This is a genomic window from Gemmiger sp., assembly GCF_057431175.1.
In genome coordinates this window covers 36,790-46,028 of record NZ_DBMDDV010000023.1, presented here as the reverse complement: position 1 = coordinate 46,028, position 9,239 = coordinate 36,790, and the positions used below count along the sequence as shown (strand labels likewise).

The 9,239-nt window shown below is 59.9% G+C and carries 9 protein-coding genes; 6 read left to right on the top strand and 3 right to left on the bottom strand.

What is annotated here, in order from left to right; genetic code table 11:
* Positions 1-397 precede the first annotated feature (397 nt).
* The 4 genes from ACZO0A_RS09205 to ACZO0A_RS09190 all read left to right on the top strand — a co-directional run bounded on the left by ACZO0A_RS09205 (position 398) and on the right by ACZO0A_RS09190 (position 3,872).
* Positions 398-1,015, top strand: coding sequence for an MptD family putative ECF transporter S component (locus tag ACZO0A_RS09205; RefSeq protein ID WP_302376327.1), 618 nt, complete (start codon positions 398-400; stop codon positions 1,013-1,015).
* Positions 1,012-1,707, top strand: coding sequence for an energy-coupling factor transporter transmembrane component T family protein (locus ACZO0A_RS09200; RefSeq protein ID WP_302376328.1), 696 nt, complete (start codon positions 1,012-1,014; stop codon positions 1,705-1,707). Before ACZO0A_RS09205 ends, ACZO0A_RS09200 begins: the two co-directional genes overlap by 4 nt.
* Positions 1,704-3,104 carry an ABC transporter ATP-binding protein gene (locus tag ACZO0A_RS09195; protein ID WP_302376329.1) on the top strand — a complete coding sequence of 467 codons (1,401 nt, stop codon included), beginning with the start codon at positions 1,704-1,706 and terminating at the stop codon, positions 3,102-3,104. The genes ACZO0A_RS09200 and ACZO0A_RS09195 overlap by 4 nt, the downstream gene beginning before the upstream one ends.
* Positions 3,105-3,251: 147 nt before the next feature.
* On the top strand, positions 3,252-3,872 hold the full coding sequence (locus tag ACZO0A_RS09190; protein ID WP_291210036.1) for a hypothetical protein: 621 nt from the start codon (positions 3,252-3,254) through the stop codon (positions 3,870-3,872).
* Positions 3,873-4,016: 144 nt separating this feature from the next.
* Here ACZO0A_RS09190 and ACZO0A_RS09185 read toward each other — a convergent pair whose 3' ends face one another.
* A complete protein-coding gene (locus tag ACZO0A_RS09185; protein WP_294719751.1) occupies positions 4,017-5,552 on the bottom strand; it encodes a flotillin family protein in 1,536 nt (511 codons plus the stop codon).
* A 280-nt stretch (positions 5,553-5,832) separates the two neighbouring features.
* Between ACZO0A_RS09185 and ACZO0A_RS09180 the strand changes: the two genes are divergently transcribed.
* Together ACZO0A_RS09180 and ACZO0A_RS09175 are read left to right on the top strand one after the other, a co-directional pair.
* Entirely contained in the window at positions 5,833-6,483 is a 651-nt protein-coding gene (locus ACZO0A_RS09180) for a cupin domain-containing protein (RefSeq protein WP_291231783.1), read from the top strand.
* Positions 6,484-6,643: 160 nt separating this feature from the next.
* Positions 6,644-7,540 carry a LysR family transcriptional regulator gene (locus tag ACZO0A_RS09175; RefSeq protein ID WP_302376333.1) on the top strand — a complete coding sequence of 299 codons (897 nt, stop codon included), beginning with the start codon at positions 6,644-6,646 and terminating at the stop codon, positions 7,538-7,540.
* Between the two features lie 66 nt (positions 7,541-7,606).
* Here the strand turns inward: ACZO0A_RS09175 and ACZO0A_RS09170 are convergent, their stop codons facing one another.
* Positions 7,607-8,050 carry a hypothetical protein gene (locus tag ACZO0A_RS09170; protein ID WP_291210028.1) on the bottom strand — a complete coding sequence of 148 codons (444 nt, stop codon included), beginning with the start codon at positions 8,048-8,050 and terminating at the stop codon, positions 7,607-7,609.
* A 166-nt stretch (positions 8,051-8,216) separates the two neighbouring features.
* The gene (locus ACZO0A_RS09165; protein ID WP_302376408.1) at positions 8,217-9,119 is read right to left on the bottom strand and encodes a hypothetical protein; all 903 of its coding nucleotides are present in this window, start codon (positions 9,117-9,119) and stop codon (positions 8,217-8,219) included.
* Between the last annotated feature and the right edge of the window lie 120 nt (positions 9,120-9,239).

Below are 9,239 nucleotides of genomic sequence, written 5' to 3'. Positions count from 1 at the left end.
CTCACTTGTGCCGAAGATAGTTGGCTGGAAACGGCCTGTGAAAATAGGTAGATGCCGGCTTCTCGTAAAAAGGCCCTGTTCATCCTAGTGATGAGCAGGGCCTTTTTGTTTGTTATATCGCTGCAGGGGCCGAGTCTGCCCGGCCCGGTTGTGGAAGGCGGGCGGCTGCCTGCGGGAAAGTGGCGGGCCGCACATATGCGGCCCCTATACGAGAGGTGAAAGGCAAAAGAGCGGCATATGCCCGACCTTGCCAATGATAACCTACAGTTGACAGATGTGCCACGGTTATGGTACACTAACTCCTGTGCTCCGAAAGGACGCAGCCCGCTGCGCTTTTTCTGTGTAAGCATACCCATGAGTTAGCCGATGCTAACATTAAAGAAAGGACTACATCACAATGCCGCAAACTACCAACTCCATCACCCCCAACAAACTCACCGTGCCCGACCTTATCTCAGTCGGCGTTTTCACGGCTCTCTACTTCGTGCTCGTCACGGTCGTCACCTTCACCTGCGCACTGCTGCCGGGTGTGGGCAACATCGTACTGCCCGCGCTGGCGGCGCTCATCTCCGGCAGCGTGTATATGCTGCTGGCCGCCAAACTGCAAAAATTCGGCGGTATCACGATCATGGGCCTTGTCATGGGTCTGTTCTTCTTTGTGTCCGGCCACTTTGTGCTGTCCTTCGCCGCCAACATCGTCTGCGGCCTGCTGGCAGATCTCATCGCCGCCCGGGGCAAGTTCCGCAGTGAAAAGCTGTTGCTGGTCAGCTATGTCGTCTTCTCCTACGGTCTGACCGGGCCTATTTTGCCGCTCTGGTTCATGAAGGACGCCTACATTGCCAACCTGACCGCCCGCGGCAAGGATGCCGCCTACATCGATACACTGTTTGCGCCCATCAACAACGGCAGCTTCGTCGCGGCTATGGCGGCGATTTTGGTCTGCGCCGTGCTGGGCGGGCTGTTCGGCCAGCGCATGATGAAAAAGCACTTTGAGAAAGCGGGGATCGTCGCATGACGTTCCGTATGGATCCCCGCGCCAAGTTGTATCTGCTGCTGCTGGCAAACCTGTTGTTGCTCTTCCATGTAGGCACGGCGGCCGAGGCTGCGACCACCGCGCTGTGTCTGCTGCTATTTTTCCTCTCGGGCAAGATCGGGATGGGTTTGCGGCTGTCCGCGCTGTATTTTGGCCTGCTGGCCGTGGATATCTTCGTCGTGCCCCGGGCAGGGGAGGGCGTGCTTCTGAACCTGCTGTCGCTGGTTTCGGTCGGCGTGCGGATGATGCTGCCCTGCATTATCACCGGTGCGTATGCGTTCTCGACCACGACCATCGGCGAGCTGACCGCCGCCCTGCGCCGGATGCACGTGCCGGAGAGCGTCATCATCCCCTGTGCGGTGGTAGTGCGGTTTTTCCCCACCGTGGGCGAGGATTACCGTCAAATCCGTGCGGCTATGGCGCTGCGCGGCATCGCCGAGGGGCGCGGCGCCCTGCTGCTTCACCCGATGCAGTCGCTGGAATACATTCTGATGCCGCTATTGATGAACAGCAACAACGTGGCGCAGGATCTGTCCGCCGCTGCGCTGACCAAGGGGATCGGCCTGCCGGGGCGGCATACCTGCATGACTGAACTGCGGCTGACCGTGTGGGATTTCCTTTACCCGGCGCTCTGCACGCTGCCGCTGGTCTGGAAGGCGGTGACACTGCTGTGAAACCCATACTTTCATGTTCTAACGTTGATTTTACCTACCAGAGCAGCCCTGCACCCGCCCTGCGGGATGTGGCGCTGACCGTACAGCCCGGCGAATGCGTGCTGCTCTGCGGCCGCAGCGGCTGCGGCAAAACGACCTTCTCACGGCTGCTCAATGGCTTGGCCCCGGTGTTCTACCCCGGTGCGCTGGCCGGGCGGTGTACGGCGGCTGGTCTGGCCGCGGGCGAGGCCGCCATCGAGGACTACGTGCCCCAAGTGGGCAGCGTGTTCCAGAACCCTAAGACACAATATTTCAACGTGGACACCACCGCCGAGTTGGCCTTCCCCTGCGAAAACAGCGGCCTGCCGCCGGAAGCCATCCGTACCCGGGTGACCGAGACGGCCCGGAAGTTCCACATTGAGCCGCTGATGGGCCGCAGTGTGTTCAAGCTCTCGGGCGGAGAGAAGCAGCAGGTCGCGTTTGCAACGGCCTGTATGCTCAGCCCCAAACTGCTGGTTTTAGACGAGCCTACGAGCAATCTAGATGCCGCTGCCATCACACGTATGCACGACATGGTTGCCACGATGAAACAGTGCGGCGTCACCGTCGTGCTGGCCGAGCGCCGCCTGGCCTGGATCACCGACCTAGTGGATCGCTATTTTTACTTTGCGGACGGTGCGCTGACGGCCCAGTGGACTGCGGCGGAGTTTGCCGCCCTGCCCCCTGAACGCCTGACCGAATACGGCCTGCGCGGGCGGGCGCTGGACGACTGCCGGGCGGAAATCACCGCGAAACATCGCAGAGAATGCCTGGGCGCGCCGGTGCTGACGCTGAAAAATGTCACGCTGGGCTACGACAAGAAGAACCCACTGCGCACGCTGCCGAACCTCGCGTTCGGGGCGGGGGAAATCGTCGGCCTGATGGGCCGCAACGGCATCGGTAAAACGACGCTGGCCCGCACACTCTGCGGTTTGATGAAGCCGCTGGGTGGGCAAATCTGCTGGCATGGCCGCCCGGCCAACGAAAAACAACGCCTACACAACAGTTTTCTCGTCATGCAGGACGTGAACTATCAGCTGTTCAGCGACAGTGTGCGAGAGGAAATTCTCTTGGGTGCAGCCCACCCCGAGTGCTGCGACGAGGTCATGCAGGCGCTGGGGCTGGCGAGCCTGGCCGACCGCCACCCTATGAGCCTTTCCGGAGGGCAGAAACAGCGGGTCGTGGTGGCCGTCGCCATGTTGAGCGATAAACCGTTGATTTTGTTAGACGAGCCAACGAGCGGCCTGGACTGGGGCAGCATGCAGCAGGTAGGCCGCCTGATGCAGGTGTTAAAGGCCCAGGGCAAGACACTCCTCGTCATCACCCACGACGAGGAACTGGCTGCCGCGTGGTGCGATAGGGTTATCACGCTGTCGTAATATGGAAACGGGCAAAGCCCCTCAGGCCTAGCGGACTGGGTCAGCTCCCCAGGATGGGGAACCTTTTTGCGCGGGCTTCGCCCGCGAGTAAGCCTCCTCACATAGTAGGGAGGTGGCCGAGTATCTCACAGAAAGGAACTATCTATTATGGAATTTCATCAAACTGACTGGCTAGGCCGGTGGAATAATTTTGAAAGCTACCTGACCAGCACGGACCCCCATATGCAGGCCGCCTGGCGCGACGCCGAGGGCGTGGCCGCTGCGCTGCCGATGTTCAAAAACGGCGCAAAGGCGTTCTGGCAGATGGCCTGCGTGACCACCAGCATCGGCAACCCGCGCACCCTGGGTGGGTGGGAGATCACCCCCGCGGGCAGCGATAAGCTCTGCATCGAGTGGCTGGCCGACGACGGTGCCCCGCTGGGCCGCGCCATTTACCACCTGGACCGCGTGCTGGAACGAGGTCTGGAAGGCAAGGAAAACGCGCTTTTCATGGCCGAGAACGTCGCCGCAGATTGGCCGTTCCGTTGCCTGCTGGCTATGGAGCCGATGCCGCACCGCACCGCACGGCAGTCTGGTGGGCTGTTGAGCCACCTGCATTTCCAGTACGCCAGCGGCCCCGAGCACCTGTTCGACCCCGAAACAAACACCCTGCGCAGTCCCATATGGTACGCCACCATGTGTGACGCCGCTGGAACGCTGCTGGAGCAGTGCAACATCGTCCGCGCCCTGCACCGCCTGCCCCTGTGGGCAGAGCTGCCGGAGAAATAAAAAAATGCTATCCGATGGGAAAATCGGATAGCATTTTTTTATAAGTTAATGGTGCGGGAATTAGGCAAGCCCCTCAGGCCCCGCAAGCTTGGCCAGCTCCTCACTGCGTGAGGAGCCTTTTTGCGTGGGCTTTGCCCGTTACCCTTACTCCTCACTTTCCCCTTCGCTTGGGGTATCGTTCTGCACGGCATCCTTTACCCCGTCCAGTCCCTTCACGGTGATGTTCCGGTCAGTCTTGGCCTGGATGCTGTTAGCGCGGACAATCTCCTTCATGTCAATGCCGGTGGCTTCCTTCATCGTCTCCAATGTCTGGGCCATCAGCACTGGCACGTTGCCGGACACGCCCGACACACCTGACGCGTCGCCGCCAATGATGGATACCTTGTCGATGGCGGATAGGGGCTGGGCCACGTTCTTAGCGATTTCAGGCAGCACTTTGATCATCATCTCAGCCACGGCCGCGTCGTTGTACTGCTTGTAGGCTTCGGCTTTTTGCTTCATTGCTTCGGCTTCGGCAAGGCCCTTCTGGCGGATGGCCTCGGCCTCCGCGCGGCCTACCAGCGCAATGCCTTCAGCCTCCTGCTGTTTGGCAAACTTTGCGGCCTCGGCGGCACGCTCGGCCTCGTACTTCTGGGCTTCGGCCTGCTTCTGGCGGCGGTACAGCTCGGCATCGGCCTGCTTGCGGATCTCCGCATCCAGCTTGCGCTGCTGCACCTCGGCCTCCTGGGCGGCCAGGTCGACCATCTTTTTCTGCTTTGCAATTTCGGCGTCCGCCTCGGACTCCTTGACCTCCTTTGCACGCAAGTTTGTCTGGATCATACCGGCGGCGTCCGCGTCGGCAGCGGCCTTGTCGGCCTCGGCTTTCAGTTTGGACTTCGCCAGGTTCAGCTCGTTGTTGCGCTTGGCAATGGCGGTCTGGGCTTCGATTTCCTTTTCGTTGGCTGCCATGGCGGCGGCAGCCTTCGCGCAAGAGACGTCGCGCTCAGCTTCGGCCTTGGCGATGGACGCGCGCTTCTTGACCAGCTCCTCCTGCTCAACGCCGATGGCCTCGATGACGCCGTGGTTGTGGCCCTGGGCGTCGATGGCGTCCTTGACGTCCTGCACGTTGAAGGTCACGACTTCCAGGCCCATCTTGGCCAGGTCGGGCCGGGCGTTCTCGACGACGCTGATGGCCATCTGTTTGCGGTTGGTCAAAATCTGGTCAACGGTCATCTCGGAGACGATTTCGCGCAGGTTGCCTTGCAGCACGTCGTTAATCTTCTCGTTGATGTGGGCCTCATCCATGCCTAAGAAGTTGGAAATCGCCGCCTGCTGACGGGAGTTGATGTACTTTTTCACGTCGTCGTACCCGGCGTTGCGGACTTCCTCATCCGCGACAGTGGAGTTCTCGCTGTACACCTGCACGGTCACGACGCTGTCCAGCCAGAGGGAGACGCCCTCCTTGGTTTTGACACCGGTTTCCGGCGTTTTTACATCGATTTTGAGTAAGCGCATATTCAGCCGGTCCGCCCGCTGCACGATGGGCAGCACAAACACGCCGCGCCCGCAGACGACCTTGGGCCGCGACAGTCCGAGGCCTGTCACGACAATGGCCTGTGTCGGCGGGGCCTTTTTGTAGCAGAGAAAAAAGAACACAATGAGCGCCGCCACGGCAGCGGCAATAATGATTGCGGTCAACATATACCATATCCTCCTTTGTGGTTGGTGGCTTTATTATAGCCGCCGCTCGCGCCACAAAACAGGACGAAAACGGCAGAATAAGCACAGTATTTTGCTGCTGGAGGAGGATTTTGTTGAGTGAAGAAAGTACGGACGGGCATTGCTCGCCCGTGGTGAGGCGGGCAACTAGGGAAAACCTCCATTTTATCACGGAAACCCTAATAATTTCTTGTAATTGCTGTTTCTACAACATCCCCGCCGTCTCAAATGTGGTATACTATTAAAAAAGGAGTGACTTCCCATGAACAACACCCCCTTCACCATCGCGCAGATGCGCCCCATCCGCGACGGCATGACCGTCTCGCGCCCTGCCCATTTGGGCGCGGTGCCGGTGACTTGGTTCTCGCTGGGCGCGGGCACGACTATTACGCCAGAAAGCTACGACTGCACCACGCTCTATATCGCGGCCGAGGGCGCAGGCTGCTTTGTGCTGGGCGACGATGCACGCCCCACGCCGATATGCCCCGGTGAATTGCTCGTTCTGCCGCCAAAAACATTGTGCGGTGCAGCGGCGGACACCGGCATGATCTACACCGAAATCATTTTGAAAAAGGAGAATTTTACTATGAACAGCCTCATCAAAGCGGGCCATCCCACGGCCCTGAAAGACCTGATTTCCTACGAGGAAGGCAGCATTGCCAATCTGGACGTCGTCCACGCCGACAACATGAAGTTTGTGCTGATGGCCTTCGACGAAGGTACCGGCCTGACCCCGCACCGTGCCCCCGGCAACGCTATCTTGACCGCGCTGGAAGGCAAGGCCATCATCGGCTACGAGGGCCGGGACTACGAGCTGAACGCCGGCGAGAGTTTCCGCTTTGACAAGAACGGTCTGCACAGCGTCACGCCGCAGGGCAAGTTCAAGATGAGTCTGCTGCTGGTGCTGGAATAATATTTAACGATAAAGTCCGCTGCCCCGCAAAAACAAAACCCCTGCCGCCCATTGCATTTGTGGCGGACTGCTGGTATACTGGGAACATACAAGATATAAAATATGTATCCTGTATATAGACGCCATGTAAAAAATACATGGGAAGAGAGGGGCCGCATCCATGTACGTGGATTGGGAATACTACAAAATTTTTTATTATGTCGCCAAATATCAGAACTTTACCAGGGCGGCGCGGGTGCTGGGCAATAACCAGCCTAACATCACCCACACCATGAACAAACTCGAGGACCAGCTGCATTGCGTGCTGTTCATCCGTTCCAACCGGGGCGTGACGCTGACGCCGGAAGGGGAGACCCTTTACGCCCGCATCGCGTCGGCCGCCGTGCAGATCCAGGACGCTGAGGCCGAACTGAGCGCCAGCGCTACGCTGGAACACGGCGCTATCAGCATCAGCGCCACCGAGACCGCGCTGAACATCTGCTTGTCCGAGCGGCTGCAGGCGTTCCACGCGCAGTACCCCGGTATCCGGCTGCGACTGTCGAACCACTCGACGCCGCAGGCCATCCAGGCCGTGAAAAACGGCGAGGTAGATTTCGCCGTCGTGACCACCCCCGCCGAGCCGGGCGGCGAACTGAAAATGGTCGAGCTGATGCCCTTCAACGAAATCCTCGTCGGCGGGCAGACCTTTGCGCCGCTGGCGGGGCGGACACTCTCTTTGCGAGAGCTGACCGCCTACCCACTTATCATGCTGGGCAGCGAGAGTATGAGCCGCACGTTCTACCGCCAGTTTTTCTTGGAAAACCGCGCTGAACTCAAGCCGGATATCGAGGCCGCCACCACCGACCAGATGTTGACGCTGGTGCGCAGTGAGTTGGGCCTGGCCTTTGTGCCGGAGCCGATGGCCAGGGGCAACCTGGCCCGCGGGCGCATTGTGCAGCTTGACCTGCGGGAGCACATCCCCCCGCGGTCGGTCTGCCTGGTTTACGACCACCACCGCCCACTGAACACTGCCGCCCGTGAGTTCCGGCTGCGGCTGCTGAATACTGCCAAAAAATAGAATGCGCCCGCCCCAGTTCCACAGGGAACCGGGGCGGGCATATTTTGTATCACGTATCACAAAATCTTATGCACGGAGCATGCCTTGCAGGCTTTCCAGTGCGGCTATGCGGGCGCTAATGGCAAACACGCTGGCTGCGTGGGCCAGCTGTTCCGAACCAGCATCCACCGGGATGATGCGGGCCAGGATCGTGCTGTGATCCACCGCGTCGAACCGGACGCCAGCCTGGCGGCACAACTCGGCGGTGCGGTGGGCACAGCCGGGCATCGTGGACAAGGCTGCCACGGCGTCCTGGGCGTCGGTGGGGCGCGCTGCGCCGCTGTCACTCAACTCCTTGTTTAGCACGGTGCCAAAATGCCGCGCCGCACGCAGGCTCTCGCTTTTGCCCAGCAGGGGGTCCTCCTCAGCCATGTCCAGCTGCAAAGGTTCCCGCACAAAGCCGGTGTAGCGCCGGGCCATGCGGTTGTATTCTCGCTGCAATTCCTTTTTCGTCAAGTCCGTGTATTGCATATTCTCCACTCCTCTTGCATGGTATAGTATACGCAAGGAGCGGCAGTATGTAAAAAGTATTTTTTATATGCTTGTTATATAAAAATGATATGGCAGAGCCATTTTGTAGGGAGGGGTCTTGACCCCTCCGCGGGGCGTCGAGGACGCCGCCTCCTACAACAAAAATCTAAAACAAATCCAACTCCGCGTCCAGGTACACCGCTTCACGCACGGCAAGGTGGTACGCGGGCTTCGTCAGGTAGTGCAGCAAAAATTCCAGCACAACCGCGCTGCCCAAGCCCCGGCCCTCAATTTTAAAGTTCGTGAACCCCATCGGCAGGTAAGTGTCGCGGATATCCCCCACGCCGATAAACGCGGGGCTTGCCATCGCGCGGGAGAAGCGGTATCCCTCGCTCGCGTCGGGCGCGGTGCAGCGGTGTTCCGGGCCGGGCAGGCCGAGATTTTTGCGGCTGACGGCCTCGTAACAGGCTTTGCGGTCGGGGCAGGCGGGGCGGCAGCACTCGTTGCACAAAAATTCCACCTTGTCTCGCAGCGGCGCGGGCAGGACGGCCAGTTGTGCAAACGCCTTGTTCAGGCGAAAATCCGGCACAACATAGCGAAATTCCGGCCGTTCCAGCTCCCGGCGCAGCGCGGGAAAATCCGTCAGCACCTTGGTGGTGGACGACACAAGATACAGCTGCGGCCAGGTCTGCCGCAGGTAGTCCGCCAGTAGGTCCGAATGCACAATGACGCCGTTCGCCACGTTGCCGTCCTCGACCAACAGGCGGCAGAGCCGGTTGCACCGTGCGTCGGCCAGGTGCTCCGGCCCCAACAGAGAGTTGCTGAAAGTCAGCCGGGCCGAAATACCGTACGCCCGCAGTAGGGCCAGCACGCGGCGGGGCGGCACATCCCCGGCACCCACGCGTCCGCCGCCCCACAGACAGTTGGCCGGGGCACCGTAAATCGACGCTATATCGCACCAATCGTAAAAATATTCCGGGTGGGCGCGGGTTAGCGGCAAAAACCGGGCGTAGAGTTCGTAAAATTCAAACAAGCCCGGCAGGTGATAATGTACAATTTTTTTTGCTATGGTGTGCCCCTCCCCGCAAAGTTTCTACCCGCATTATACCACCCCGCACGGGAGCAGGGCAACGGCAAATTTACACCGCCCAAGACGGAAGGCGGCAAGATGAACGAAAACATTACTCTT